We start from the raw sequence: 25,384 nt of genomic DNA on the forward strand, positions 1-25,384 counted from the left end.
CCGCCGCCCCAATGAAGGAGACCGGCCATGCGCCGCTTCCCCGTTTGCGCCTGCTCGACGGCGCATCTTCCCCTTGCCGAGCGCGACACTATTGACGGTCTGATCCGGAACGCACGCCGAAGCGGCGGCCGCCTCATTGTCGATCATCCGCTATTGTCGATCGAGCCACACCAATATGGCTTCTGGATCCATCTTGGCCTGCTCGATGACTGGCCGGAGCGCCCCGACGACCTTTCCCCTGAGATCTGGGCTCTGCTGACCCACGCCCGCACGACCGGCGCCAACTGGATCAGCTTCGACCGCGACGAACCGCCCTGCGATCGATTTCCGGTCTTTCCCGCAACTACGGAAATAGCGGCAACGCAATCCGGCGACCTTGCCGAACCGGTGGCCACCGCGAGGCCTGTGGCCGGGACGACCGTGCGCTGCGCCTCTTGCGGCAGCGCGGATGTGATGCGCGACGCCTGGGCCTGCTGGGACGATCACACCCAGGACTGGGTGCTGGGCTCGGTGTTCGACGCAGCCTTTTGCGAAGCCTGCGAGAACGACACGACACTGGTCGTGGAGATCCTTGAAACCACGGAGATTGCAGCATGACCATGCCATCGGCCTCCATCGACCACCCTGTCACCCATGTCGCGCTCAGCAGCCTCGAGCGCTCGGCCTTGCAGGTCGCTCTTTTCGATCCCGCATCCATTGCGTCGATCCGCAGTGGCGCGCGCCTCAACCTGATCGACGCGGACGACAGTGGCACGCTCAAACATGTCGTCGCCCTGGCCGATTATCCCGATGCGCTCTGGCACGCGGTCGCGTCCGCCCTTGTCGAAGCTCCAGCTCCCGTCCCTTCACCAGTCTCGCTGGCCGAACTTTATGCGTCCCGCGCCGTTCCCGATCCGCAGCTGAGTGCCTGCTTCATAGCGCTGATACCCGCCGAACTGGAAGCGGCGCTCGAGGCCGAGCATCCCGATGCGCTGGACCGACGCGACGCTATCGGCGCGCGGATCCATTGCATGCACCAAATGCGCTGGTTCAACGATGTCTTCGCCTTCCTGCCGCCCGAAGCGCTGTCGCAAACCGGCTGGCAGGCTGCCGCACGGCAAATCGACCAGCCCGATGGGCCTCGCTGGGAACCGGAACTTCTGCTGCGCCGCCGCTCGCTGTTCCACGATCCGATGCTCGACCGCGCGGCTGCGCTGATCCGCGAGATCGAGGCGTCGCTCTGGATCACCTGCGAAGAACCGTTCGGGGCCGGGCAGGATTTCGACGCCTATCGAGCTGATCTGCTCAGCCAGGTGATGGCCGACCCCTGCGCGCTCGGTATCCTCCACGATGACCGCGATCACCAGTTCACTCTTGTGGCCGACGCGCTCGAAGCGGCCGGTCATGACTGGCGCAATGCTGGACCCATCATTCTTCCGGCTGCGATCGCCGCCTGAATTCCCCCTCCACATTCAACGCGAACGACCGCCTTCTGGCGGTCGGTCAAGGAGTATGTCCGATGAACATTCCCATCAGCAATTTCACCCGCGATGCCCGCGTCCCGCTCGGCCATTGCTCGACCGGTCCCCTCGAACTGGATCTCGGCAAGCTGATGTCGGGTCGCTGCCTGATCCAGGGATCATCGGGCGCGGGCAAGAGCCAGACGCTGCGCCGGATCATCGAGGAAGCCTTCGACTATCTCACGACCATCATCGTGGACCCGGAGGGAGAGTTCGCCAATCTCGCCGCGCATATCGGCGCCACCACCGTGGTCGCGCGCGACTATGCCAATGACGGGCTCACCGCACTCGCGCTGCGCACGCGCCAGCACCGGATCGCGTTGCACCTCGATCTCACCGATCTCGAACCCGATCACCGCATCGAGAAGGCGGCCGCCTTTTTCGCCGGGCTTCTGTCAGCCCAACGCGAACATTGGGCGCACACGGTGCTGGTATGCATCGACGAAGCGCATCTGCTGGCACCGCATATGGCAGCGTCCGCCCGTGATGCGGAAACCCGCCGCCTGGGCGTTGCCACGCTGACCGACATGTGCGCCCGGGGGCGCAAACGCGGCATCGGCACAATCATCGCTACGCAGCGCCTCGCCAAACTCGCCAGTTCGGTGGTCTCGGAACTGCATAATCATCTGATCGGCCTCAACGTCTTCGACCGCGATGTGGCGCGCGCCGCGGACCTGCTCGGGTTCGGCAGCGATCAGGCAGCGCTATTGCGCCTGCTTCCACCCGGCGAGTTCTTCGCCTTCGGTCCCGCGCTGTCCGCCACGCCCGTGCTCGCGAAGATCGATCCGACGATCACGCCGCATATCGGCCGCACGCCTGACCTTGTGGCCGCTGCCGACCTCGGCCCGGACGAAAGCCGCACTTTGCTCGACCTTGAAAATCTGCGCGAGGTTGCGCCGGTCAGGACCACCCATACTGCCATGCGGGGGCAGCGCGCGCTCGATGCCTTTCTGCTCGACCCTGCCGCTCCCGCCGCCGCACGCATTGTCGGTGCCCTGGGAAACATTGCACCTAATGCCACTACGTCCGACGATCTTGCCCGCCATCTTGCGCTTGCCGCCAATGATGTCGACGCCGGACTGGATCTGCTCGCTACCATCGGCGCGTCCGACACGATGCCGCGCGGGGATACGCGTATTGCGCGTCTGTCGGCCCGGTTGCGCCTGCGCGTCGTCGATACGCCCGTCGTCGGTCTGGTCTGAAGGAAGCGCATCATGACCCATAAAAGCTTCGATCTCGACGCCGATATCGTCGAACTGATCCCCTTCGTCCCCGAGGCGGAAGCACTTCCGACCGCGCCGCTTGCAGAATTGGCCTTCCGCGCGGATGCATGGCTCCCTGATGAGACGGCGCGTCTGCGCGCCGCTTTCGCCGACGATCGCACGATCGATGAGATAGCGGCCATGCTTGGCAGGCCTCGGGCGGGCGTCGCCACGCGTATCCATGATCTTGGCCTGCGCCGTAACTCGCGGCGGTCCTGGGCCGAATGGGACGACGAGGAGATGGCACGATGCTATGCGTACGAACCGACGGCAACGCTGGCCGCCCGGCTCGGCCGCGGTGTAAGTGCGCTCTATGCTCGCGCACGGCTCCTGGACCTGTCCGAGCCCGGATCGCCCCCCTACAGTGGATGGGAAGATGCGCAACTTCGCGCCGGCTACGAGAAGGGCGTTCCCGTCGCCCAGATCGCGAGCCTGATCGGCCGTCCGTTCACTGGCATCATTGCCCGCGCATCGACATTGGGCCTGCGCCATGCCTGTCAGCCCGACGACTGGAGCGACGCGGAAATGACCCGTGCGCTCGAACTGGCATCGACCGGCGCACGCTATGTCGCCATTGCGCAGGTTCTGACGGCCGAAGGCTATCCGGCCCGCAACGGTCGCAGCCTCGGGCAACGCCTGCGAAAACTGGGCTATGGTCGGGGCTGGGGACGTCCATGGATTGCTGAGGAAGACGATCTTCTGCGCCATGCCTACACGACCGGCGCGAGCCTGACGCCGCTGCGCGAACGTCTTGGGCGTACGCCGCACTCGATCCGATGGCGGGTCGAAGCGCTGGGCTTGCGCGGCACCCATGTCCATCGCGACGGCTTTCGGCAGGGGCCCGTCTGGACAGCCGAGGAAGAAGCCCGGTTGCGGGAGGACTATGGCAAGATTCCGACACGGCAGATCGCCGACCAGATTGGCCGCGGGGTGCGCGCCGTTCTCTACCATGCCAACCGGATGGGCCTTACCCACGGGTTCATGCGCGCGTTCAGCGCCGACGAGGACAGGGCGATCCGCAATGCCTGGACATATGGCGTCTCGATGGTCGATGTCGCCCAGGCGCTGGGCCGCGATCCCGCCGTCATCGGCAAGCATGCCGCGCGTATCGGCTGTCGGTTCAACGATCCTGCAAGGCCTGTCCGAGGCCCGAAGACCCGGCGGGCAAATCGCACGCCTGTCACGCTTCAGAGCCTGCTCGCGCTCGATCCTGCGGACGCGGTCGATGTCGACCTTCCGCTCGCTGCCTGATCCTGTTCCAGCACGGAGGTCACCATGTCATCGTCTGACCATCGCGGCCCTTCCGCGTCACTATCCGCACGACCCGAATTTACCTATTCCCGCTGGAGACATGGCGGCTGGTATGTTCACGGCGTCCGCTACCCAAATGGTGCGATCGGTTGTGTCTCCCGAAACTATCCCGACGGCAAATGGCGCATCGTTTGCGATCCGCGCCCCTTCGAGAAACGCCCCACCTTCCAGAAGCGCGAAGACGCCGCCATGGCCGAATGGCGACTGGCGCAAGCGGAAGTTCTGGAAAGCAATGGCGGCACTCTGCGCTGCTGCTCACAACCCTGATCCTCGACACCCACCGTCAAACCGGATGGAGGACATCATGCCATCTGCCTGGAAAACCTGTTGCTGTTGCGGTCAATATGCCGGCCATTTCGAGCAGCACTGGAATCGCGATACCGGCTATGGCCTTTGCGAGGATTGCATCGACTATTGTGCCCGTGGCGAAACGGCCGAGAGTTTCGAGCGGACCTTCGGGGTAGCGGGCGTCCATTATGCCCGAAGCCCGTCCCCCGGCATCCTGCGGAATTCGGACTGAACGACGAAGCCCACACGATCCCCAAGAGATCGCGTTTTAGGCTCTCCGAGCCGATCAGGCTGATGATCTACGCGAGCACGTTACCAATCCCCATCGGCGTACCACTCGAAATACTGGTGCCGCTGCCGACGATCTGTCGATCGCGGCCTGATTTTTCGCCTATTCTACTGGAGGCTCCATGTCCCCGCCAGACCAAAGCAACGGCTTCTCGCCCTTGAGGAAGAAACTTTCCTCCTTCGATCATGCCCTCAGAACCGCACAGCAACTGCGAGGTCAAACCGGGGTTCCGCATTATGTCGTGCACGGCGTCGCACCCCTGCAATCCTACAAGGTTACGATGCGGCCGCCGGCCTGGCCGGACCGCTGGCTGGCGATGGTCGCATGAGCGCGGGCAGTCGTGCGCCCGTCGTCGCGGCATGGGGTGCGGGCACCAATTCGACTGCGATGATCATCGAACTGGTCCGCCGCGGCGAAATCCCGGACATGACGTTGCTGGCAGCCATGCCCGAGCAGCCACACACGAGGCGGCTTATCCCTGTCTTCCACCAGTGGATGGACGATCATGGCGTTCCCAACGAGGTCGTCGAATATCAGGCCCGGTTCTTCAAGCATTGGCCACCCTACACCTCGCTGCTCGATGCGTGCCTGACGAACGGCACATTGCCGTCGATTTCCTCCGGGCAGCACAGCTGTTCGGCCCGGCATAAAATTTCGCCGCAGGATAAGTGGGTCAAGGCATGGCCTCCGGCGCAGCATGCCTGGGCGAATGGGCGCAAGGTTATCCGCCTGATCGGCTACGACTGCTCCGCCCGGGACAACCAGCGTTATGCTCATCGCGAAGGGCATGTTTCAGATCTTTTTGAGTACAGGTACCCCCTTCGGGAATGGGGTCTCACGCGCGAGGATTGTGAACACATCATCGCAGATGCTGGCTTGCCAAGATTTTGTAAAAGTTCATGTTTCTTCTGCACGGCAATGCAGATTTCGGAGGTCCGCGCACTGCCTCGCGAGGAATTGCGGCTCATCGTCCTGCTTGAAGCGCGCGCCGCGCCGAGGCTTCGAACCGTTGAAGGGCTATGGCGCAAATCGACGAAAAAACGTCCCGGTTCGATGACCGCGTTCATCCGTGCCGAAGGGTTACTCGATCCCGGCGAGATCGACGAGATCATCGCCAACGCGCCTCTCGATCTTCTTGAATTCCAGCGTGCGGCCGCTGCTGTTCCGATCGAGCAACGATCCCATATCCGCACATGGATCGAGCGTTTCAATGCCGGTCAGCCTGTGCTCCCCCGCCCGCCAATGATCCGGATGACCTCCCCCGGACGGCTTGATCCCTGGCTCCAGCGCGGCATGGGACATATCTGGTGCCGGCGGCCTTGGCACCCATCACGGACGTTGGCTGAAACGATCAGTGCAGTCAGCACAAAGGCGTCGTCCGCCGCTTCGTAGTCCATCGCGATCCATGCGCTTTGCTGTGCGTGCCATAAGCTATCCCCGATAGGGACGAAGTGTTCGGCGATCCCGCCGTGCGGCCCGCCACCACCCCCTGATGGTTCCCGCTACCGGAAACGCACCGGCCGGTGCCGCCCGGCATGGACCCGTTCGGTCTGCCTGCAGGAACCGCCTGATCATGCCGCCCCCGCCGCTACCGCTACTCCCGCCGGCGTAGCGCCAGCGCGGCTACCGCCGCGCCTCCAGCCTCGCTCCCCAACCCCTCTTCGGCCCCGCATCTTCCACCCCGGCTCCGCGCCATGCCGCGGTGGTCGCGCAGAGTTGTGGGCGGGCCGCGGTGTTGCGCGTGGGGCAGGCGGGGAGGCGTCGCGCGGGAGGCATGCGGAGCGCTGTCCCACGGGCGGGCGGCGCGCGGGGAGAGGGCAGGACAGAGAGGAGAGAAGGACCGGGGAGGGTGTCGCCGGAGAATGGTCTTCGAGCGACATTCGAAAGGTCAAGACGATGAACATCGGTGAAATCTTCAATGTGAACAACCGCCTGACGGGCTCGATCGCCACCCGCACGATCGACCTGCCCCGCATCGGGCTGCGCAAGGTGATGAGCGAGAACGAGAAGGCTCCGGTCTACGAGATCCTCGCCCTGAACGTCGCACGCCGCTGGGTCCAGATCGGCGCGCTGTGGGAAGCCGTCTCGAAGCGCACCGGCGAAGTGTTCCTCGCCGGGAACATCGACGATCCCAGCCTGCCCGAACCGATGCCGATCGCGCTCTTCCCGGCCGATCACGGGGGCTACATGGTCGCGTGGCGGCGCGACACCATGCGTTCCGACTTCGGCGGTGGCATGGGCGTCAGCCGCACGAACTATGACGATCGCGGACCGCGCGATCAGGATGGCTTCGGCGGCAGCACTGCCGGTGCCAATGGCGAACTGACCGGCGCGGGTGCGCCGTTCGGCGAGGAGGATCCGTTCTGATCGCCGGTTGATCGGAACAGGTTCCGGGCCGGGGAGGCGTCAGGCTTCCCCGGCCCTTTTCTTTTCTCTTGTCTGAGGAGGCAGCCCATGCCGCTCCCTTCGTTGCACGACCTCGCCCCCTTCGCCGATCTCTCCGCGCTCTGCGCAGCGATCATGGCCAGTCCCGCCATCCGGGATATGCTTTCGCCGCCGTTTCCTGCGGCCCATGTTCCGGAAATCCCGGCCGGGATCACCTGCGGCGAGATCATCGCTGCCATTTACGACCTGCTCGAGGGCACGCCCTTTGCCCCGCATGCCGCTGAAATCGTCGGGGCCGGCCTGACGCGCTCCGCTGCCTTCGCCGGCATCCGGGCGAGCATGCACTGATCCGACACCATGGGGGCGGGACGCCATCGCGTCTCGCCCCTTTTCTTTTCCATCATGCAGGAGAAGTCTCATGACCCAAGACCGTTCGCGCAGCATAAGCCGCTTCGCAGACCTGCCGGCATTGTTCGCCGAGATGACGGCAACGCCGGAATTCCAGCGCGCCTTTGGCGATCCTATCCCGCTTTCGATCATCCAGCCGGGCGACGAACCGGGCGAGCATGACATGCCCGATCCGTTGCACGCGCAGGCGGATTGCGCGGGGATCATCGCCACGATCTTCGACCTGCTGACCGATACAAGGCTCGATGCGCTCGCGCCCGAAATCGCGTGGGGCACCGTCAACAGCTTCCATTTCGTCGCTGGCAAGCTGGAAAAGCAGGAGGACGCAGTAGTCGACGAGCTGCGCGACATGATGCGCCGTTCCGAGCCTTCCGAAGTGTTCAACACCGAACTGGAGGAGAAGCAGCTCCTGTGCCAGTCACTGTCCGAACAGCGCGAGGCGGTCGAGTGCATGCGCGACTATGCCGCCGAAACCTTCCGCGTGCTCTCGGGCCGTCCCTGGTCGCCCGCGCGCGGCTCGCGTGTCTCGAAGGCCGCCACCGCCACGCAGGTGTCCATACAGGACTTCCTGCGCGCCCGGGAACTGGCCGACCGCGAGCGTTACCGCCCGCGTGGTCCGATCGTCGTCGCCTCGGGTCATGCCGAATGGCATGACTGGCAACTGCTCTGGGACCGGCTCGATTCCATCCTCGAGCGTATCCCGCACATGACGCTGGTGACGACCGCGCAGCGCAAGGGGTTCGATGCGATCGTGGCTTCATGGGCGGGGAACCGCGAGGTCCAGCTCGTGACCTACTCGTTGACAGGCTCGGGACGCGGTGCGCCCTTCGCGCGCAACCGCAAGCTGGTCGATCTCAAACCCGTCGAAGCCTTGCTGGGGGAGGGGTCAGGCATTCAGGCCAACCTTTATCAGGCCCTGCGCAAGGCAGGTGTCCCTATCCATGCCTTCCGCAAGGCGGATCAGGCTCCGGCCGAGAAGGTCGCTCCGCCGGAGCGGGGTCGGCTGCGTCGGGCGGCGTAACGTCGGCGAACTTCCTTCATCCTGTCGGGGGCGGCGCTACGCGCTGTCCCCGTTTTTTATGGGAGCGCATGATGGCGATACCCGATCATCACCGAGCCAATTTTCAAACTTTGCTGGATGCCGCCATGGACGGCAATCTCGCGTTGATGGAATGCGTCGATGCGGTTTCCGGCGAACCCCGCTTTGTGGTCTGCGCCGTCGGCCGGAGCGGGGAGGAATATCTGTTCACGCCGTTCGGGCACTTGCATGACGGCGATCCCTTTGCCGCCTATGTTCCGCCAGCGCCCTGAGGAGGACGCGCGCCCGATCAGGTGGAAGGACGTGCGGGCATCCCATTCCCATGATCGTCATGGAGGTGTCGGTTGGCGTCAAGGACGGCGGGGCCCCACCATTTTGCTTTGCAAAATCGTTGCCCCCGCCGCCGCTTCGCGACCGCATTTGCGGTCCTTGACCCCGGCCCTCACCGTCCATGGACATTGAGGGCAGCGCTCGCAGGCACCCATTTGCGAATCAGGGGCATCGAGCCCCAGATTCGCAAAGCCTCTTCTCTCTCTCAAGAATTCCTATGTTGGCACGGGACCGCGTCGGCCTCAAGGACGACGGGGCCCCACCATTTTTTTGGGCGGGTCGGGCGTCGCGCCGGGCCTGCAATGTAGGTGGCCGCCCAAAAAAATCGTGACCCCCATCGCCGGCTGCGCCGGTCGCTTCGCGATCCTTGACCCCGCCGCTCGGAGCCCGTGCCCAAGGGGGAACCTCTTTCGTTTCAGCAGGAGGTTCCAATGACGAATATCAACCGCAGCGTCCGCCCGTTCTCCGACATCGCCGAATTCATCGCGCAGGAGACAGCCGCCACCACCGACGATTTCCACGCCGCCTTCGCCTCCAATCTCGAGGGGATCCGCATCGGGCGCGGTGAGGAAGAAATGGCGACCGACATGCCCGATCCGCGGGAAGCCCAACTTGCCGTCGAACTCATTGTCACGACACTCTTCGACGTGCTTCGGGACACCCGGTTGCAGCCAGCCGCGGAGCGCCTCGCATGGGGCATCGTCAACAGTTTCCATCACGTCGCCGACCAGTGGGCGGGCCAAGCCGACAAGGCGACGCGCGATGTTCAGGAGCTGCTGCGGTGCGCCGACGGCAGTGAAATCCACGGCGTCGAACTTGAGCAAGCGCGCGATAATCTCGAATTCCTCGATGAAGCCACCGACGCCCTGCGGTGCATGCGCGACTACGCCGCCGACGTCTTCCACACCGAAACCGGCCGCCCGTGGTCCGCTCCGAAGGGGTCGCTGATATCGAGCAAGCGCACCGCCTCGGTGATCGCCGCCACCGATTTCCTCGCCGCCCGCCGCCTCCGCAAGAACGAAGCGCACTACCCGGAAGGGTCCGTCGTGATCTTCTCCGGCGGCGCGGACTGCTGGTTCGACGAGCGCCTTATCTGGGGAAAGCTCGACGAAACGAAAGCGCGAAACCCGATGATGCTGCTGGCGACCACCGCACAGGACAAGGGCTGCGACGCCATGGCCGCAGCGTGGGCCGCCTCGCGTAAGGTGAAGCTCATCACGTTCCGCCTCAGCGCCAAGCTGGGGAAGAGGGCAGGGTTCGTGCGCAACGAACAGATGGTCGGACTGCGGCCTGTCGAGGCGCTGGTCTGCGAAGGGTCGGGACTGCAGTCTCACCTCGCGCGCCTCGTTAAGGAAAAGCGGATCCCGGCGCGGTTCGTCAGGCTCAGCGATCAGGGATGGGAGGCGCAGTGAGGTTCCGGCTGAGGATCGGTCCGGTTCGCCGGGCCGGTCCTCATCTTTTTTTATCCAGCGTCACATTCGTCCCCGCTCAGGGACCCGCAAGCGGGTCCGTCGCGGGCGCGATGCGGAACCGCCAGGGCGGTCCCGGCCGTCTGCGCGCGGCTCCGCCGTGCTCGCCGCAGGGACACCCTTCGGGTGCGGTCTGGGCGGGGTTGGCTGAGGTGGCAAGGCCCGCGTCCTGCCACCAGAGGAGAGGAGGGGAGAGAGGGGTGGCTCACTCAAGGAGATTAAAGCCATGTCCGAGCATACCCCATCACACCTCTCCGGTTCGGCCGTCTTCATTTCCGGATCGCTGTCCATTACCACGCTTCCCGAACCTGTCATCGAACGCATCGGCGGCATTATCGAGCGCGCGCTTCCCATCCTGATCGGGGACGCGCGGGGCGTGGATCGGTTGGTCCAGCGCCATCTTGCCGACCGGGATATCGCTGCCGTCACGGTCTACTGCTCCGGCGAGGGACCACGTAATAATCTGGGCGATTGGCCTGTCCGGAACATTCCTTCTTCCGGGCGAAAGGGCACCGCCGCCTTCCATGTCCCGAAGGATGCGGCGATGGCGCGCGATGCCTTCAGCGGTCTCGTGATCTGGGACGGTCGCAGCCGGGGGAGCCTTGCGAATATCCACCGGTTGGCGGCGCAGCGGCGCTTCATCATGATCTGGTTCGGGCCCGAAGCGCGGTTCATCACCCTGAGGTCGGATTCCGACAGGGACAGCTTTCTCGAGGCGCATCCCTGCCGGAACCTGTGAATGATCAGCGGCGTGATCAGATCGCCGCTGGCAGCCCTTTAACCGCCGTCAGCGCCGCACTGCCACCAACCCGGATCGCCTGTGTGAGAAGCTCGCGGAACTCCCTTTCCGTGAGTTTCTCCACCGGCATCTCCGCGATCATTGCGGCATATTTGCCGCGCAGGGCACGGCGCGCGCCTTCCAGTTCATCATTCATCTTGCGCTGACGCGCTTCCAGATCGGCGAGCCGATCCCTTTCCGTCATCTTTGGCATGTCCATCGTCCTTCCCCGATGGCCTGCCCGTCACGGTGCATTCTGCCATAGCCACTCGTGGAGGCAAGGGCCGAACGCCGCTTATACCGGCACCGGCGGCTCAGATACGCAACTCCATGCCCTCCCGAGATCTCATCTTCCCATCATTCCTCCCCTGCGCAGGCAAGGGAGACAAGGAGACTGCCATGTCAATCACCGATCCCCATCTCGATCGCTTTGTCGGACCCAATGACCCCGATTACCGGGCAGCGCAAATCAGAGGATTCGCGCTCATTGCCCAGATCGAGGAACAGGTCAGACGGGCGGACCACTATGCCGGTGGCTACACTGGCTACACCGACCCGGTAACCCACGACCTTGTCATCACCGGCGAATGCGACGCTGAATATGATGAGGCAACGACCAAGGCCCATAACCTCGGCTGGATCGCGGCGACCTCAAACGCCTATCTGATCCTCAAGGCACAGGGACGGACCGACGAAACCGCACAGATCGTCTACAACGCCCATTACAATATTTTCCACAGCGATCCGGAGCCTCCGTGCCCCGGCGAATGATAGCGGATGACTTTCGGGGTCGGGCTCTTGCCGGGCCCCTTTTTTTGCTTGCGGGGAGGCCCCACCCATGCACTTCGTCCCTCATGCCGCTGCAGCGGTGAACAACAATCCTCTGAAGCAAGGTTGCCCCGCGCCTTCCGGCACGAGGCTGCGCAGCGCGAGCGCGCTGCGTAAGGCTGGACGCACGGCGCGAGGCCGTTTGTAATGGACCCTACGCACGGGTGCTGCGGAGAAAGTTTCTTTTTCTTTCATATCCTTAATCTCGTACTTCTCGTGATACGCATTTCTTGCTTTCTGTAGTACAGGGCACACAAAAGGTCAGCTGATTCAGGCCCAAGACATTGGAATCCCGACAAGATTTTGCGTATTGCGCGTCATACATGGCCAAATTCGTTGCCGGGATAGCGCGGCAAGGATAGCCTCCCTGCATGACTAGCAAAGCATCCAGTCCCGACACTGTTCGCAACGCGCTGAGATCCTGGATCGGCGTTGAGGTTCTCACGCCCGGGACTGTAGAGGCGGGGGGCTGGAACGGCTATGCACAGGCAATAGGTGGCCAGATTCGTAACAGGGCAACTGAGGCGCAGACCGGGCAAAGTCTCTGGGATACTCCTGAAGACGACGATATCGCGCCGTGGTTTGGTGAGGTGCAGACCGAAATAACCGAAGCGGAAGACCCGATCGCTTCCCCGGATGGCCAAGCTGTTTTGCCTAATGAGGGCGACGCCACGCCTGCGCGGAAGCGGCAACTCAAATCTCGTCCCTGGTACAAGATCGTCCTTGCGGCGATGCCGACAGCAGGCGCTATGAAACTCCTCGACGGTGTTTTCGGCGATGAGGTTGATGAGGATACCGTGGATCGTAAGATGCGGGGGAATGTCCTCGCCGCAACTCTAATTCTAGATGAGTTCGGGATCCTCGTGCCTGACAGTATGGCGCTTGCAAGCTTTGCCTGGGGTATCGGGAAGCTCTGCGCCGATGGCGCTACTGCCGATCTTTCGGCGTGGGAAAGCGAGGAATCACCACTGCTGCACGAGGTGACAGCCCGCCTTTCGCCGACCGATGCCGAAGGTCGCCCGCGTCCCCTAAGTTGGCAAGATCTGCGCGACGTATCGCGCAAGCTGCGGACCGAGTTGGGCGTTCCGGAGGATCTCTGGATCGTGACCCCTTGCGCTATCAGGACGATAAAGAAAAATCCGCCAAGCGGAGATATCCTCGCCACTTTCTATCTCAGGGACCTTATGGCGATTGAAAGGGACCTGCCGGGCGTCCCTGCCGCCACAAGAGCTTATCTCGGTCTCGATCGCCCCGACGAGAGCTGGGATACGCTCAGTGACAGGCGACAGTTGTCGCACCTCCTTCAGCCCGCGCTTTTTCCCCTCGCCCGGTGGCCCGGCCCAGGGCTCCATTCTCTGACCCTGTTGCAACAAGGGGCTGTCAACGCCGCCGTCCGCGATCTTTCGGAGAAAGGGCTATTCGCCGTGAATGGTCCTCCAGGGACGGGCAAAACGACCCTGTTGCGGGATGTCGTTGCGCATGTCCTCACCAGCAGAGCCGAACGCCTGGCCGAGATCGAGAAGCCATGGAATGGGCTCGGCGACATTGATCTTATGGACTATGCGATCGTAGTGGCGAGCAACAATAATGCTGCCGTCGAGAATATCAGTCTGGAACTTCCCCTCCGCGAAAAGGCGCTCGATCCCAGTATCTGGAAGGAGGGCCGTCTAACCCATTTCTCGCATACCGCGAGCCATGTTCTGGGTTTATCGCAGGATGAAGCCGAAGCCCGAAAGGGGCGTGATGGCGGCGAAGCTTGGTAATTCCAACAACCGTTACGAGTTTCACCAGCGCTTCTGGCTCGACAAGGACTGGGGATTATCCGAGTGGCTCGACCGGGCGTGGTCGCCAAATCAGTCGCGGTTCGAAGGGAAAGAGCCTAGCCGGCTCTGCAAGGTCGATCCACCGCCCACAAGGGAGCAGGCGCGCGCAGAATGGCGAAAGGCACGATCAGAATTTCGCATCGCATTGGAGAAGTGCAGGCGCTTGCGCTCGGAGTTGATCGAAACGGCACGCGCACAGGACAGGCTGCGTTTGCTGGAGAGCGGAAAGCCTGCTCTGCAGGAAAAAATCCGCGACGCGATTCATGAGCGCGAGGATGCCGAGCGGGCTCTCGTCGTTGATGAAGAGCAGTATAAAGTGGTGGAAGCCGCCAGCCAGGCAGAAATAGGTACGCTTTCGGCCCTGAAGAGTGCGAGGCCAGGTTTCCTGGCGCGACTCTTTGGATCGGACAAATGGCAGGCATATCAACGTTCGATTGAGGCGCGGGTCAGCACTGTCGATCGCACCCGCAACGCGGCCGCCGAGGCAGCGCGAGATCGGGATACAACGAGGCACCTGGTGAAGATCCTTGCCGCGCGGTATGATGAATTAGAGCACCAATTGCGTAATCTGGACACCGAAATTGAAGATCTTTCCGCCAAAGTTTCGATGGATGAGAGCAAGTTGGAAGATTGCTATCCCAAGCCCGGATTCTGGGAGCAGTCTGAAGAAGTCTTGCAAAAGACAGCGCCCTGGAACGGCGGCGAGTTCCGCGCCGTTCGTGATGCCCTTTTCGTGGCGGCCGTGCGCCTCCACCGAGCATTTGTGATCGCCGGTGTGAAGCATATCAAACCGGCTTTGAACAAGGTGATGTCGGCCAGCCGAGGTGATCCGCCGACCGCGCGCGATTGGGGCGCATTCTTCCTGCTCGTTCCCGTTGTGTCGACTACCTTCGCTTCGTTAGGGCGAATGTTTCCCACTCTCAAAGGGGCATCGGTGGGGTGGTTCCTGCTCGACGAGGGGGGGCAAGCCTGTCCCCAATATGCCCTCGGCGCGATCTGGCGTGCTCGCCGCGCGATTGTGATTGGCGATCCACTACAGATTCCGCCAGTGGCTACCCTGGGTAAGGAGACAACCCGGCAAATCTTCGAGAATTGCGGGAGCCAGGTTACGGAATGGGGCGCACCGGGCCAGTCGGCGCAGACGCTGGCGGATCGCGTCAGCGCCATTCAGGGGCAGTTCCCTGCGCTGGATGGGAACCCGGAACGCCCCCGCATTACGGGTTTTCCGCTTCTCGTGCATCGGCGCTGTGATGACCCCATGTTCGCCATCGCCAATCGCATCGCGTATGGCGAACGGATGATCCACGCGACTCGCAGCGACGACTCCCGGCTACGCGAAATGCTGGGCCCTACAGCCTGGATCGATATCGATGCGCCGTCCGCCGACAAGTGGGTTGCGGAAGAAGGACGAGTGATCGATCACGTTCTCCGCTCCCTGTTGCGAAACGATCAGGATTTGCCCGACCTATATATCATCAGTCCGTTTCGTGTGCCGATAGTTAATCTCAAGGCCCTTTTGACGCGTAGAGATGCTGCCTTGAGTAAACTTTCGCGGAGGAGGGCGGAGGTTTGGCTCGATCATCATGTCGGAACGCTCCATACCTTCCAGGGTAAGGAAGCCGAAAGCGTTATTCTGATGTTAGGAGCCGGGCGAGGCGCGAAGAACGGTTCTCGGAAATGGGCAGGCAGGACGCCCAACATGCTGAACGTCGCAGCGACCAGGGCAAAGCGAAGTCTGTATGTGGTCGGCAATCGCGAGTTATGGAAGGGAGCCGGGGTATTTGCGACTGCCGCTGAAATGCTCCCTGTGGTACCTGCCGATGTCTGGGCGGAAGCGCGTCGGAGCATCGGTGTCAAAGCTGGGTGACGGTTCTCCAGTGGCATATAACACTGTAGGCATCGAAGAGCCTGCGAAGATTTTTGATTCGTTGATGGGGCTACAAACGGACAGGGAATAGCTCAGACTCAAGCTATTCTCGCAGGTTCTTTTTGTCGCTGAGAGCTTGAACATGAATGGTGCTCATCAGCGGCGGCCCCGCGCGTAAAGCGGGCAGGCAAAATCGTTGGTCCAGGCGAGCGCTGGCAGGCGGCAACCGATCCTGGCCAGTTCGCGGCCGCACGTCGCCAATTCGATGCGCAGCTCGGCCGCCGCGTTCGCATCGATCGTCAGTCCAAAGGTGAGATAGTCGTCCATCGCTGTTTCGCGTGGGGCATAGGCGAGCCAGGCCAGCAAACGTAGCTCGTCGATCGACAGCCACGCGCTGCCGGGCCGACGCACTTCAATGCCCGTCCGCGCCAACAGCGCGCAGAGGGCCGCTATGCCAATCCGGCTCCTTTCGTCACCGCCCACCGCGACTATCTCCGCTGCGGCTTCGGCGCGCGCAGCATCATCGACGAGGCAACCGCGAATGATGCGTATCACCTTCTGCTCGCGCTGCGAGCGACGGCGCAGGACGTAGGAGGCAAAGCCGTTTATCGTAAATTGTACTCCACCGGGATGGTCAGCTCGACCACATCGGGCCTGTCTGCGGGAATGGCAGGAAGGGGCTGGGCGCGCTTGAGCGTATCGAGCGCGGCCTGATCCAGATCGAAGGAACCAGATTTCTTCACGATGACGGAGGACAGCACCATCCCTGTACGGTTCATCGTGAAGCGAATAGTGGTGACGCCTTGTTGACGAGCTGCGCGGGCGCGGGCCGGATATACCCATCGCCCGTCGTCATGATCCGCGAGGGCATGATCTCGCCGAAACTCGAACGGGTATCGCGGAAGCCGATTTGCAGCGTCTGATCGTCCGTGATGCTCCACGCCACCTTGAGCATGACGGATTCAAGCTCGCTCGACGTATTCGGCACCTCGTTGCCGGACTCATAGTTCAGACCAAGCAGGCGAACATAATTGGCGGCGTTGAGCGGCAGCCCTTCCTGCTGGTAGTAATCGGCCTTGGTTGTGCCTGAAAAATAGTTGCCGCGCTCGCGATAGGCATAGGCGCCGAACAGCTCGAAATCGCCGACACGGCCCGCCGCCGCGATCCGGATTGCGCGATCACCTGCGGAAAAGGCCTCGTTGTCATCTTCCGTGCGTAAATTCACGCGGAGCGAAGGATCTCCATAGGGGTAGCTGGCTTGCCAGCCTGTCGGGAAGCCAGGAATATCGCGATAATCCTGCCCCGTCAGCAGTGTCGGCCAGCGCGGGTTGGTGGAATTATTGCCGCCTTCGAGCTTCAGTTCGATGCCGAAGCTTTGTCCTGGCTTCAATATGTCGGCGGCGTCGAGCGTGTTGACAACCACAGCGCCACCAGTCGAGCCGTTGACCCCACGTGTGGATACAGGTCCCTTGAGAACCTGTACGCCAGAAATCAGGCTGGGGTCGATATAGCTGCGATTGCCCGCGCCATTATACCCGCGCCAGACCGTCAGCGCTTGCTCGCTGCCGTCGATGATGACCGGCACACGCCCTGGCCCCTGGATGCCGCGAATGCTGGGATCGAGCGCGCCACCGTTGCGAGCGTCGCCGCTGAACACATTGACCATGCCCTTGAGCACGTCGGCCGTGTTGGTGCCCCGGTAGCGCTCGACTTCCTCGCGGCTCGCGAAGGTCGTGGAAATGTCCTGATCGTAAATTTCATCCTTGCGGCGGGCATCGCGATCGGCGCCGGTCTCCTGTGCGACAGCGAGGCTGCCCGTCTGCTCTCCATCTACGCGCAGCGGACCAAGGTCCACTCTGCCTTGAGCATCACCGGAGGCTTGCGCGGTCCGGGGCGCTGGGGTGAGGGTGACAAACCCATTGTCGAGCCGCCAGGTGAGGCCCGTTCCCGTCAGAATGTGGCTCAGCGCCTGTGCATTCGACATGCGGCCAGCTACTCCCGGCGACGATCGCCCGCGAATCTGGTCCGCATTGACGTTGACCTGCATTCCCGATTGCCGCCCGAAATCGGTCAGCGCGTCGCTCAGCGTGCGTGGAGGAATATTGAACTCACTGGTGCGGGCGGCGCTGCTGGTCTGGGCACGGGCGGCGTGGGGCGCCACAAGACCCACGGTCGCAACCGATGCCATTAGCGATGCCGCAAGAATCCGATCCCGCTTCTTCGTACTTGATCTAAAAATCCCCGGAAACACTATCCTACGCACCTTTCGTTCTTTGTCGGGGAATCACATGCAATTGCGAAGCAGTTGCAGAATCCCCTAAATATAAGAACAATCCAGGCGGGGGGTTTTTCGGAAAAAAATGCAGGGCCGCAGAAAAAATCGCAGACGATTGTCGGTGCCGCCTAAATCGTTGACTCGGCCGATTAACCTGTTGATTCTCCAGTATCGGAGTAAGGCGGCACCGAAAAAGATGGCTACTCGGCTGAAACCACCGTGATCCACGGGGTTAGGTTGCGCACCGTGATATCCTGCGCCTTGGCGAGCGCCTGTAGGGCGCGGGCAGGATGGTGCGCGTCGTAGACGCCTGTGACGCGCCGTTTGGCAAAGCCCTCGCCAAAGGTCAGGATGACGCCGCTGTGCCAGGGCTTCAGCGCGTCGATCACTTCCATGACCGGCCTGTCGCTGGCAACGATCTGACTGTCGGTCCACGCCGCGATTTGCGTGGGATCGATGCTGCTTCGGACGGCACTGGCGTCATCGCAGCGCAGGCTGAGCGTGTCGCCCGCCGTCAGCCCTTCAGTCAACCGGGGCTGAGCGTCGCACGAGACGCGGACATGCCCGTGCTTGACGGCCACAGAGGCTAGCCGGTCGTCGATTCGGCTGACCTCGAAGCCCGTACCGAGAACCGTCGTGGTCGTATCGGCAGCGGCAACCCGGAACGGGTGATCTGGATCCGGCGCGACTTCGAACCAGGCCCTGCCTTTGATAAGGCGGACTTCACTTTGCCCGCCTTTGCTCACGTCAAAGGCGACCGCGCTTTGCGGGGCGACAAGCATGGTGCTGCCATCGGCCAGATGGACCGACTGTATCTCGCCTGTCCCGGTCGAAACGTCGGCGCGCAGATCGAGGAGCAGGCTGGGGCCGGCAACAATCGCCAGACAGGCGGCCGCAGCCAGAGCGGCAATGCCGGCCCCATGTCGCCTTCCCTTCCCGACGAACGGAAGAATGATAGGCGACCGCCTATCCCAGCGGTTCGGCGAAGCAATCGGCGCGGTCCGGATCACATGACTGATACGCTGTGTCTCGGCCCATGCCGCGCCATGAACAGGGTTTGCGTCGAGCCACGCGGAGAACTCGGCGCGCACAGCCTGATCGTCAGGCTCTTCCTGAAGCAGGATAGCCCATCCCGACGCCTCACGATTGGCTCGACCGCGTTCAGCCCTGTCTTCCTCACGCCCAGCGCTCATGATTGCCCTTTTGCCGGGACCGTTGCCACAATAGCTCCCTTATTGATTAAACAACCGAGCGGCGCGATTTTTCGGCAGCACTCGGAATTTCTCATGCCGGTCCACGATCCGCTTCGGCTCGACAGCGCTCGATGCCGTTGATGACGAGCGTGTGCGCGGTGGTCGTAGAGACACCCAGATGCGCGGCGATGTCCTTCAGCCTTTCCCCACCGATCCGGTGCATTTCTACTGCCTTGCGCATATTTTCCGGCATCCCGTTGAACGCGGCGATGATCCGCGCATATTCATCGCGTGAAATCGCGGTGGCTTCGGGGTCCGGCAATTCCGAAGGGATCTCGACTGTCTCTGTTTCACCCTCTGCTTCAAATATGCGCGCCTCTATCCTCTTGCGTCGAATGCCGTTGAGGGCGAGGTTGCGCACTGTCATCCGCAAATAGGCCATCATCTCTGCGGCCGGCAATTTGGCAGCCCCGGTGGTGGTCCGCAGCCATGCTTCCTGAACGATGTCTTCCGCATCGTCCGTGTTGCCCGCCATTCGTCTGGCGTATCGGATCAGGGATGCGCGATGCGAGAGGAAGAGCTTGAGCGGGGCCTTCCCATCCGACACTCTCAACTCCCTCACACCATTAAAACCAATATGGGTTAGCACTTTTCTTTAATGCGAGTCACTCGCAAATGCACTCACAGCCCTGCATGCCGAATTACTTCCACGATGACGCTCAAGCTTTAGATCGTGGGAGGGCAGGGTAGAGCGTATTGCAGAATCCAGAAAATTCCACTAAACGGGTAATGCTTCATGACATCTGCGAAGGTATCCGATTACGGAGGTCCTTCGCTTGTCCAAGGTCAATTTCCGTCTTGCACCAGCGCTGCATGTCGCGTTGATGCGACGCGCGCATGGCGCCAATCTCTCGCTATCCGCCTTCATCCGCCAGGTGCTTGAGCAAGCGGTCGATGAGCGCAAGCGCTACGTCTTCTCCTCGCAAGACGAAATTCTCGCCACCTCCATCCAGATCCTCTCGATCCTCGCGACGTCGGTCGGTCAGCGATCGCCCGCGGCATTGGAGCAGGGCATGGCGCAGGCCCGCGCCATACTTGCTGAACGCGGATTGCTGGGCGAGGAGGACGCCTCGTGAGCATCTTTCGCAACGACACGCTGGGCAGTTGGACACGGGGCGGGCAAGCGATCGTCCACAATGTCCGCATGACCACCCAGGTCTTCTACCAGACCATGCTGGCCGGGTTGATCATCTGGATCATCGGCGCGCTCTGGTATGCCTTCGAAAAATCGACGGAATATGAGCGCTTCGTGCTCGTCAAGCTCGCGGAGGCGATGATCAAGGTCGACGCAGCGGGCGGCACCAACGATCCGGTCCAGTTTCGCACGCCCGCAGGCCAATCCTACTGGACGTCCGCGGACTGGTTGGTCGCTTCGACCCTGGCAAAGAAGACGCTGCACCAGTTCGAGATCTATCTTCTGCACGGCGCTCTTCTATCGGGGCTGTTCACCCTCGTCATGCTCGGATGGGCATGGTTCTACTTCACGCGGACGGGCAGGGGCCTTGGCTCCAACGAATATCTGCGGGGCGCCCGCTTCGGTACCATCCGGCAAGTGAAGCGCGCACTCTGGCGGCAACGCAAAGGACCGTTGGTCGTAGGCAATGTCCCGGTCCCGGAAGCCTTCGAACCCGAGCATATCCTTCTGTGCGGCGCGCCGGGTACAGGCAAAACCAACCTCATTAACGGCATGCTTGACGGCATTCGCAAGTCGGGGAGGCGTGCGATCGTCTACGACACGGCGGGCACTTTCGTCGAGAAATTCTATCGCCAGGGCACGGACATGCTGCTCAATCCGCTCGATCAGCGCACGGCGCGCTGGTCGCCCTGGGTCGATGTGCCGCGCGATTATCATTATGACCAGATTGCCGAGTCGACGATCCCCGAGAAGCATGGCGATCCTTTCTGGGCCAAGGCCGCGCGGGGCACCCTTGTCGCGGTCATGCGCAAGCTCGCGCGGCAGAAGCATACCTATGTCTCGGTGCTGCTCGACCGGCTGCTACGCTCCAAACTGAAGGATCTCGCCGCTTTCGTGTCCGGGACGGATGCAGCAGCCTTCATCAGCACCGAAGGCGAAAGGACCTCGGCAGGCATTCAGGCGGAACTGGCGTCGGTCATGCGCAGCTTCGGGTATCTCGACGATACCGAGGATGGCTTTTCGATCCGCGACTGGGTGAAGAAGGGTCAGGAAGGGAGCTGGCTCTTTATCACCGTCAAGGCAGATCAGTTGCCCTCGTTGCGGCCCCTGATCACCGTCTGGCTCGATATCGCGATCAGCGCGATCATGAGCCTCACGCCGGACCGCGGTCGGCGTCTCTATTGCGTGATCGACGAGTTGCCGACGCTCCAGAAGCTGCCGTCACTCTCCGACTTCCTTGCCCGGGCCCGTAAATATGGCGGCTGCGGCATATTGGGGTTCCAGTCCTATCCCCAGCTTGAAGCCACTTACGGCATTCAGGATGCCGCTGCCGTCACCGGCTATTGTTCCACATGGGTAGCGTTGCGGGCCAACGATACCGCGACGGCCAAACATGTGTCGGAAAATCTGGGTCAGGTCGAGCAGGTCGAGGCCAATGAGGGCATGTCCTATGGCGTCAACGACATGCGTGATGGCGTCAACCTCTCGCGCATGCAGGTGACGCGGCCGCTGGTGATGCCGACCGAGGTCACCAACCTGCCTAACCTGGTCGGATTTCTGCGCTTCGGCCGCAATCTGCCCGTTGTCCGCTTCGACAGCCGCTTCAATGAGATTCCCTCGCTCGGCCCCGCCTTTATCGAGCGGACGGAGCCCCCCATTCAGATCGATAACGCGAAGAAGCTCGCCCGGATCGCCCACGCCGAAGCGCGCGTGCGGGAGGCGATCGAGCGGGAAGCGAGGCAGACGCCGCCCCCGCCCACGAAACTGCCGGCCAGTTCCCCGGACGAGGCGACGAGCAGTGAACTACCGCCCCAATCACCGCCGCGGCAACCGGACCTGTTCCAGCCGCCTGAGCCGCACGTCGATACGCAGCGGGTTGAAGCCATTCTGCTGAACGAGGAAGACGCTGAACTCCCGGTTCCGCCCCGGCTCGCCTGGACGATCCTGGCCGGCAAGCAGGGCGAAATCCGCTCCGACCTGGTGCAACATGAGCGGGACGATGGTCCGCGCGAACCGTCACGGCCGGCATGATCCAGCCGCAACGTCTCCACGGCCAGCCCGCCAATATCGCCCGATATTATACGGTTGGGGACTATTACACCAAGGGCGGCAACGAGCCGTCCGAATGGGGTGGCAAACTTGCTGCCGACCTCGGCCTTTCCGATCCCGTCGACGCCAGGCAGTTTCGTGACCTGCTTGCCGGCAAAGTCGGCGATCAGCAACTGGGGCGACACCGCGCGGACGGGCAAATCCAGCATCATCCTGGCTGGGACTTTGCTGTCAATGCCCCGAAATCCGTATCCATCATGGCGCTGGTGGCAGGGGATGAGCGAGTGCTCGCCGCGCATGAACATGCTGTCACAGCTGCCATCACCTATCTGGAGGAACAGGCACAACTTCGCCGCCGCGAGGAAGGCAAGATCGTTCACGAGACCACGGGGCGCATTCTCGTTGCGCGCTTCGCCGAGCATGGCAGCCGGGAACTCGACCCGCACCTCCATACCCATCTGGTCGTCCTCAACATGACCAATCGCCAGGATGGCGACCCGATGGCAAGCCTGGAAAGCCGCGTCATGTATGGTGAGCAGCGCGTCGCCGGGCAGATTTATCGCAATGCGCTCGCCTTCAGCCTTCGCGAGGCTGGTTATGAGGTCGAGTTCGATCCTCGTACCGGCTTGTTCGAGATACGGGGCGTGCCCAAGGAGCTCATCGAGCGCTTCTCGCAGCGCGCAGAGGCGATCGAGGAGCATGCCCGGGAACATGGCCTGGTCGGCCAAAAGGCCCAGCGCGCCTCCTTCTATGCCACCCGCAAGGCCAAGGCGAAGATCGGCGCGCAAGAACTTACTGTGCAATGGCATGAGCGGACTGGCGACCAACTCGAAACGCTTGGAAAAATCGCTGCCGTTGCACGCGAACGGGAGGGACAACATTCTCCTCCTACCGAACGCACGGCTTCACGCGCTGCCCTTTTCGGCCTGCGGCAACTGGAAACCGCCGAAGCCGTTAACAATCTTGGCGATATCCTGCGCACGGGACTCGCAGCCCATGTCGGGGAAATGCGACTGGAGGATCTGCGCCCCCGGATCGAGACGCATGAACTCATGCGAAAACTGCTGCCGACCCACGAGCAAACGGGCGACAGGGTACTCACGCATGGACGCACCACCCGCAAGTCGTGGCGGCTGGAACTGGCACTTACCCAACATATTGCACTTGGCCTCGACGACGCCCGGCCGGTCGCGTCGGGCGACCGGCTCCTCGCCGTACTGGAAAAGACGACGCTCAATGCTGAGCAGCAGCGGGCCCTGGTCGAGACCGCTATGTCGCGGGATCGCGTCACCGGGATCCATGGCGTTGCCGGATCGGGCAAGTCGACACTGGTGCGGGTATTGGGCGAAGCGGCGGAACCCGGAACGACGCTGATAGCATTGGCGCCCACATCATCGGCGGCTGCGGAACTGGGGCAGAAGGCCAATATCGAGGCGCACACGGTCGCCAGCTTCGTAGCGCGCGGCGGCCATGGCATAACGGACCGCCATGTGCTCGTGCTCGACGAGGCCGGTCAGCTTGGCAACCGCCAGGCCAGAAGGCTGCTCGAAATCAGCCGGATAACCGGAGCGAGGCTCCTGTTCCTTGGTGACGAGAAACAGACCGGCGCCATCGAACAGGGCAAGCCCTTCTGGCTGATGCGCCGGCTGGGTTTGCCGGTGGTGGAACTGACCGAGGCGGTTCGCCAGGAAACCCGTACGATCAAGGAAGCGGTCGCTCAGGCGAGGGCAGGCAATTTCGAGCAGTCGCTCAAGAATCTCGATAGCGTAACGACCGTCACCGACAATGAGGCCATGGCCGCGATGGTGGTCAGCGCGTGGGTGAGGCTCAAGCCCGACTCCCGTGCGGGCACCAACATCCTCGTGCTCGACAATGCCACGCGCCTCATCGTCAACAGCAAGATCCGCGAAGCGCTCCGGAATGAGAATGGGTTGGCAGCCGAAGACAGCAGGCTCTCGATCCTTGCCCCGGCAGGCTTCACCGATATCGAAAAACATATGGGCCGCTTCTACGGAGCGGGGCAGGTGGTGCGCTTCGACCGCGACATCGCCGGTCTCGGCGTTGCCCGGCACACGGACTATCGCGTCATAGGGCTTGGACGGGAGCCCAACGGCCGGCAGGTCGTGCGCCTTGTCGATGAACAGGGGCGCATCATCCGCTGGGATCCGCAGACGACACGAGCCCGGCACATCAATGTCTTCAACCCCGAAGAGCGTGATCTGGCCGAGGGGGATCGTATCCAGTGGCGCCTGGTCAATCGCGATCTCGATCTGCGCAACGCCGAGCGCGGCACTGTCGAAAAGCTGGACGGTGACCTTGCTATCATCCGATGGGATCGGGACGGTCGTGTACAGCAGGTCGACCTGACAGAGCACAAAACCTGGGACCATGGTTATGCCGAGACTGTGTATTCCTCCCAGTCGAAGACCTATCCGCGGGTCTTCCTGCTGGCCCCTGTGGAATCGCCGCTGGTCAATGCCCAGAATTTCTACACTGCCATTACTCGCGCCATGTACGGCGTCAGGCTCTGGACAAACAACGTCAAGGAACTTGTCGCCAAGCTGGAGCGCCAGTCGGGTGAGAAAACGTCCTCCACCGAGGGCCTTGGACGCATGGACCAGGACCGCGTTGGCCCGTTCACGAACCGGAAGGGCGCGCGCCTGGCGACCCTGAAGGCCGAACAGGAAGAGGACCGAACGTCGCGTCGGGATCGCGCACTTGAAAGGCAATTGTCTCGCCGGGATCGCGGGCCACGAGGGGCAGCAGAGCATATCGCGGAAGGCGCCCGAAGCGTCGCGCAGGTCCTCGACCGGTTTCTCGAGGGCATTCTCGATCGTGCTCGCATCCGGATCGAGCCCTCGGCAACGCATCCTGAACGGCAGTCGCCATCCCCCGCACCCCAATCCGAACCCTCCCACGGTCCCGAACGATAGAGGCTCGTCCCATGCTCCTCATCCTGCTCGCTGTCGCATTGGTGCTCCTGGCCCTTGTCCTGCGCCGCTTTCACGTGCCCTTGCGGCATCGATGGCGTCGCAGGCAGGCAAGGGTCATGGCGCAGCAACTGCGCGGCCGCGATCGCCTGCAACCGCCCCAACT

General features: G+C 62.5%; 25 protein-coding genes. 19 read left to right on the forward strand and 6 right to left on the reverse strand.

Annotated features, from left to right (window positions below):
- Window positions 1–27 precede the first annotated feature (27 nt).
- The 13 genes from RLDS_RS51955 to RLDS_RS52005 all read left to right on the forward strand — a co-directional run bounded on the left by RLDS_RS51955 (window position 28) and on the right by RLDS_RS52005 (window position 11,019).
- Complete coding sequence (locus RLDS_RS51955) at window positions 28–597, forward strand: DUF5983 family protein (RefSeq protein ID WP_021228378.1); 570 nt, start codon at window positions 28–30, stop codon at window positions 595–597.
- A complete protein-coding gene (locus tag RLDS_RS51960; RefSeq protein ID WP_021228379.1) occupies window positions 594–1,436 on the forward strand; it encodes a hypothetical protein in 843 nt (280 codons plus the stop codon). The genes RLDS_RS51955 and RLDS_RS51960 overlap by 4 nt, the downstream gene beginning before the upstream one ends.
- A 62-nt stretch (window positions 1,437–1,498) precedes the next feature.
- Window positions 1,499–2,701, forward strand: a complete 1,203-nt coding sequence (locus RLDS_RS51965) for an ATP-binding protein (protein WP_021228380.1) — start codon at window positions 1,499–1,501, stop codon at window positions 2,699–2,701.
- A gap of 12 nt (window positions 2,702–2,713) precedes the next feature.
- On the forward strand, window positions 2,714–4,012 hold the full coding sequence (locus RLDS_RS51970; RefSeq protein WP_021228381.1) for a hypothetical protein: 1,299 nt from the start codon (window positions 2,714–2,716) through the stop codon (window positions 4,010–4,012).
- Between the two features lie 24 nt (window positions 4,013–4,036).
- Entirely contained in the window at window positions 4,037–4,339 is a 303-nt protein-coding gene (locus RLDS_RS55610) for a hypothetical protein (protein WP_084515001.1), read from the forward strand.
- Window positions 4,340–4,376: 37 nt separating this feature from the next.
- Complete coding sequence (locus RLDS_RS0129020) at window positions 4,377–4,592, forward strand: hypothetical protein (protein ID WP_152528141.1); 216 nt, start codon at window positions 4,377–4,379, stop codon at window positions 4,590–4,592.
- A 444-nt stretch (window positions 4,593–5,036) separates the two neighbouring features.
- Window positions 5,037–6,041, forward strand: a complete 1,005-nt coding sequence (locus RLDS_RS51975; RefSeq protein WP_236616936.1) for a hypothetical protein — start codon at window positions 5,037–5,039, stop codon at window positions 6,039–6,041.
- A 504-nt stretch (window positions 6,042–6,545) separates the two neighbouring features.
- Window positions 6,546–7,016: a DUF736 domain-containing protein gene (locus RLDS_RS51980; RefSeq protein ID WP_014076245.1), complete on the forward strand. Its 471-nt coding sequence runs from the start codon at window positions 6,546–6,548 to the stop codon at window positions 7,014–7,016.
- 87 nt (window positions 7,017–7,103) lie between these two features.
- The gene (locus RLDS_RS51985; protein ID WP_021228385.1) at window positions 7,104–7,382 is read left to right on the forward strand and encodes a hypothetical protein; all 279 of its coding nucleotides are present in this window, start codon (window positions 7,104–7,106) and stop codon (window positions 7,380–7,382) included.
- 70 nt (window positions 7,383–7,452) lie between these two features.
- Window positions 7,453–8,463 carry a DUF2493 domain-containing protein gene (locus RLDS_RS51990; protein ID WP_021228386.1) on the forward strand — a complete coding sequence of 337 codons (1,011 nt, stop codon included), beginning with the start codon at window positions 7,453–7,455 and terminating at the stop codon, window positions 8,461–8,463.
- Window positions 8,464–8,534: 71 nt separating this feature from the next.
- Complete coding sequence (locus RLDS_RS51995) at window positions 8,535–8,753, forward strand: DUF6117 family protein (protein ID WP_031299094.1); 219 nt, start codon at window positions 8,535–8,537, stop codon at window positions 8,751–8,753.
- Between the two features lie 489 nt (window positions 8,754–9,242).
- Window positions 9,243–10,223 (forward strand): SLOG family protein, encoded by a 981-nt coding sequence (locus RLDS_RS52000; protein WP_021228388.1) that lies wholly within the window; start codon window positions 9,243–9,245, stop codon window positions 10,221–10,223.
- Between the two features lie 283 nt (window positions 10,224–10,506).
- Window positions 10,507–11,019 carry a hypothetical protein gene (locus RLDS_RS52005; protein WP_021228389.1) on the forward strand — a complete coding sequence of 171 codons (513 nt, stop codon included), beginning with the start codon at window positions 10,507–10,509 and terminating at the stop codon, window positions 11,017–11,019.
- 16 nt (window positions 11,020–11,035) lie between these two features.
- Here the strand turns inward: RLDS_RS52005 and RLDS_RS52010 are convergent, their stop codons facing one another.
- Window positions 11,036–11,272, reverse strand: coding sequence for a hypothetical protein (locus RLDS_RS52010; protein WP_031299098.1), 237 nt, complete (start codon window positions 11,270–11,272; stop codon window positions 11,036–11,038).
- A gap of 185 nt (window positions 11,273–11,457) precedes the next feature.
- Between RLDS_RS52010 and RLDS_RS52015 the strand changes: the two genes are divergently transcribed.
- From RLDS_RS52015 to RLDS_RS0129030, 3 genes are all read left to right on the forward strand, one after another.
- A complete protein-coding gene (locus RLDS_RS52015) occupies window positions 11,458–11,829 on the forward strand; it encodes a hypothetical protein (RefSeq protein ID WP_021228391.1) in 372 nt (123 codons plus the stop codon).
- A gap of 428 nt (window positions 11,830–12,257) precedes the next feature.
- Window positions 12,258–13,649, forward strand: a complete 1,392-nt coding sequence (locus tag RLDS_RS0129025) for a DEAD/DEAH box helicase family protein (protein ID WP_031299099.1) — start codon at window positions 12,258–12,260, stop codon at window positions 13,647–13,649.
- A complete protein-coding gene (locus RLDS_RS0129030) occupies window positions 13,630–15,576 on the forward strand; it encodes a DEAD/DEAH box helicase (protein WP_161626759.1) in 1,947 nt (648 codons plus the stop codon). Before RLDS_RS0129025 ends, RLDS_RS0129030 begins: the two co-directional genes overlap by 20 nt.
- Before the next feature lie 156 nt (window positions 15,577–15,732).
- On the opposite strand, the gene RLDS_RS52020 is transcribed toward RLDS_RS0129030, so the two are convergent.
- The 5 genes from RLDS_RS52020 to RLDS_RS52040 form a co-directional block, all read right to left on the reverse strand.
- Entirely contained in the window at window positions 15,733–16,131 is a 399-nt protein-coding gene (locus RLDS_RS52020; RefSeq protein ID WP_021228392.1) for a hypothetical protein, read from the reverse strand.
- A 50-nt stretch (window positions 16,132–16,181) separates the two neighbouring features.
- Window positions 16,182–16,355, reverse strand: coding sequence for an energy transducer TonB family protein (locus tag RLDS_RS57090; RefSeq protein ID WP_021228393.1), 174 nt, complete (start codon window positions 16,353–16,355; stop codon window positions 16,182–16,184).
- Window positions 16,352–17,764 carry a TonB-dependent receptor gene (locus tag RLDS_RS57095; RefSeq protein WP_021228394.1) on the reverse strand — a complete coding sequence of 471 codons (1,413 nt, stop codon included), beginning with the start codon at window positions 17,762–17,764 and terminating at the stop codon, window positions 16,352–16,354. Before RLDS_RS57095 ends, RLDS_RS57090 begins: the two co-directional genes overlap by 4 nt.
- A 287-nt stretch (window positions 17,765–18,051) precedes the next feature.
- Window positions 18,052–19,044, reverse strand: a complete 993-nt coding sequence (locus RLDS_RS52035; RefSeq protein ID WP_021228395.1) for a FecR family protein — start codon at window positions 19,042–19,044, stop codon at window positions 18,052–18,054.
- Window positions 19,045–19,135: 91 nt separating this feature from the next.
- Window positions 19,136–19,651: a sigma-70 family RNA polymerase sigma factor gene (locus tag RLDS_RS52040; RefSeq protein WP_031299104.1), complete on the reverse strand. Its 516-nt coding sequence runs from the start codon at window positions 19,649–19,651 to the stop codon at window positions 19,136–19,138.
- A gap of 229 nt (window positions 19,652–19,880) precedes the next feature.
- On the opposite strand from RLDS_RS52040, the gene RLDS_RS52045 reads away from it, so the two are divergent.
- From RLDS_RS52045 to mobF, 3 genes are read left to right on the forward strand one after another with little or no spacing between them, the layout of a single operon-like run.
- Window positions 19,881–20,180 carry a hypothetical protein gene (locus tag RLDS_RS52045; RefSeq protein WP_021228397.1) on the forward strand — a complete coding sequence of 100 codons (300 nt, stop codon included), beginning with the start codon at window positions 19,881–19,883 and terminating at the stop codon, window positions 20,178–20,180.
- Window positions 20,177–22,270, forward strand: coding sequence for a type IV secretion system DNA-binding domain-containing protein (locus RLDS_RS52050; RefSeq protein ID WP_021228398.1), 2,094 nt, complete (start codon window positions 20,177–20,179; stop codon window positions 22,268–22,270). Before RLDS_RS52045 ends, RLDS_RS52050 begins: the two co-directional genes overlap by 4 nt.
- Window positions 22,267–25,221: a MobF family relaxase gene (gene mobF / locus RLDS_RS52055; RefSeq protein ID WP_021228399.1), complete on the forward strand. Its 2,955-nt coding sequence runs from the start codon at window positions 22,267–22,269 to the stop codon at window positions 25,219–25,221. The genes RLDS_RS52050 and mobF overlap by 4 nt, the downstream gene beginning before the upstream one ends.
- The last annotated feature ends 163 nt before the right edge of the window (window positions 25,222–25,384 follow it).

Origin of the sequence: Sphingobium lactosutens DS20 (genome assembly GCF_000445105.1) — a bacterium.
GTDB classification, from domain to species: Bacteria; Pseudomonadota; Alphaproteobacteria; order Sphingomonadales; family Sphingomonadaceae; genus Sphingobium; species Sphingobium lactosutens.

What these genes read in the sequence shown, in the direction of transcription:
- RLDS_RS51955 (WP_021228378.1), top strand. Translation starts at nt 28, where the DNA reads ATGCGCCGCTTCCCCGTTTGCGCCTGCTCGACGGCGCATCTTCCCCTT.
- RLDS_RS55610 (WP_084515001.1), top strand. Translation starts at nt 4,037, where the DNA reads ATGTCATCGTCTGACCATCGCGGCCCTTCCGCGTCACTATCCGCACGA.
- RLDS_RS51970 (WP_021228381.1), top strand. Translation starts at nt 2,714, where the DNA reads ATGACCCATAAAAGCTTCGATCTCGACGCCGATATCGTCGAACTGATC.
- RLDS_RS51965 (WP_021228380.1), top strand. Translation starts at nt 1,499, where the DNA reads ATGAACATTCCCATCAGCAATTTCACCCGCGATGCCCGCGTCCCGCTC.
- mobF (WP_021228399.1), top strand. Translation starts at nt 22,267, where the DNA reads ATGATCCAGCCGCAACGTCTCCACGGCCAGCCCGCCAATATCGCCCGA.
- RLDS_RS51975 (WP_236616936.1), top strand. Translation starts at nt 5,037, where the DNA reads ATGATCATCGAACTGGTCCGCCGCGGCGAAATCCCGGACATGACGTTG.
- RLDS_RS51960 (WP_021228379.1), top strand. Translation starts at nt 594, where the DNA reads ATGACCATGCCATCGGCCTCCATCGACCACCCTGTCACCCATGTCGCG.
- RLDS_RS57090 (WP_021228393.1), bottom strand. Translation starts at nt 16,355, where the DNA reads ATGAACCGTACAGGGATGGTGCTGTCCTCCGTCATCGTGAAGAAATCT.
- RLDS_RS52005 (WP_021228389.1), top strand. Translation starts at nt 10,507, where the DNA reads ATGTCCGAGCATACCCCATCACACCTCTCCGGTTCGGCCGTCTTCATT.
- RLDS_RS0129025 (WP_031299099.1), top strand. Translation starts at nt 12,258, where the DNA reads ATGACTAGCAAAGCATCCAGTCCCGACACTGTTCGCAACGCGCTGAGA.
- RLDS_RS0129030 (WP_161626759.1), top strand. Translation starts at nt 13,630, where the DNA reads ATGGCGGCGAAGCTTGGTAATTCCAACAACCGTTACGAGTTTCACCAG.
- RLDS_RS51995 (WP_031299094.1), top strand. Translation starts at nt 8,535, where the DNA reads ATGGCGATACCCGATCATCACCGAGCCAATTTTCAAACTTTGCTGGAT.
- RLDS_RS52000 (WP_021228388.1), top strand. Translation starts at nt 9,243, where the DNA reads ATGACGAATATCAACCGCAGCGTCCGCCCGTTCTCCGACATCGCCGAA.
- RLDS_RS57095 (WP_021228394.1), bottom strand. Translation starts at nt 17,764, where the DNA reads ATGGCATCGGTTGCGACCGTGGGTCTTGTGGCGCCCCACGCCGCCCGT.
- RLDS_RS51985 (WP_021228385.1), top strand. Translation starts at nt 7,104, where the DNA reads ATGCCGCTCCCTTCGTTGCACGACCTCGCCCCCTTCGCCGATCTCTCC.
- RLDS_RS52010 (WP_031299098.1), bottom strand. Translation starts at nt 11,272, where the DNA reads ATGCCAAAGATGACGGAAAGGGATCGGCTCGCCGATCTGGAAGCGCGT.
- RLDS_RS51980 (WP_014076245.1), top strand. Translation starts at nt 6,546, where the DNA reads ATGAACATCGGTGAAATCTTCAATGTGAACAACCGCCTGACGGGCTCG.
- RLDS_RS52035 (WP_021228395.1), bottom strand. Translation starts at nt 19,044, where the DNA reads ATGAGCGCTGGGCGTGAGGAAGACAGGGCTGAACGCGGTCGAGCCAAT.
- RLDS_RS51990 (WP_021228386.1), top strand. Translation starts at nt 7,453, where the DNA reads ATGACCCAAGACCGTTCGCGCAGCATAAGCCGCTTCGCAGACCTGCCG.
- RLDS_RS0129020 (WP_152528141.1), top strand. Translation starts at nt 4,377, where the DNA reads ATGCCATCTGCCTGGAAAACCTGTTGCTGTTGCGGTCAATATGCCGGC.
- RLDS_RS52015 (WP_021228391.1), top strand. Translation starts at nt 11,458, where the DNA reads ATGTCAATCACCGATCCCCATCTCGATCGCTTTGTCGGACCCAATGAC.